This window comes from Fructilactobacillus florum DSM 22689 = JCM 16035 (assembly GCF_001436645.1).
GTDB classification, from domain to species: Bacteria; Bacillota; Bacilli; order Lactobacillales; family Lactobacillaceae; genus Fructilactobacillus; species Fructilactobacillus florum.
Genome location: NZ_AYZI01000036.1, coordinates 1 through 524 on the forward strand (window position 1 = coordinate 1; position 524 = coordinate 524).

A 524-nucleotide genomic window follows, 5' to 3' on the forward strand; every position below is an offset into this window, starting at 1 on the left:
TAGTTGGCATTGAATATTGTCCTAAATGTGGCAGAAAGCTAACTAATAAAAAGGAGGCAGAATAATGAGCAAACGTAGATATGTGATTTTATTACGAAAAGTTTCCAAAGTATGTGACGGATTGGTTTTGGGATTGGATCATAGTTATGTACCTGGTTTTGTTAGATCTGATACTTTTAATGACAGTATGATGTTACGTTCAGATTGGTTATCTACTAAAAAAGAATTGAAAGCTGATCCGATCACTTCAAAAATGATGGATCATCTAGCAGTAGTTAATGAATATGGGACTGAAGTAACACTTGTTAGCGATTTAAAGAAGCAGAAAAAACAGATTAAACTACCCGAAAAAATTATTGATGCGCTTGCTTTCGAAAGAATTTCGCAAGGTGATGTAAAACTAGATTTTTGGGAACTATTAAATTATATAGATGTTCGTCAAAATAATTTGGGGGTTGTTAGGGATTGGCTTAGCGTCACTGATAAAAACACTCAATTTAAACGTATTAAATTACTTTACAAAG

Annotated in this window: 1 protein-coding gene; it reads left to right on the top strand. The window is 32.6% G+C overall.

All coding sequences use genetic code 11. The features are described 5' to 3' along the window. Nucleotides 1-64 precede the first annotated feature (64 nt). On the top strand, nucleotides 65-524 hold a 460-nt coding region (locus tag FC87_RS06685), incomplete at its 3' end, for a hypothetical protein (protein WP_156656554.1).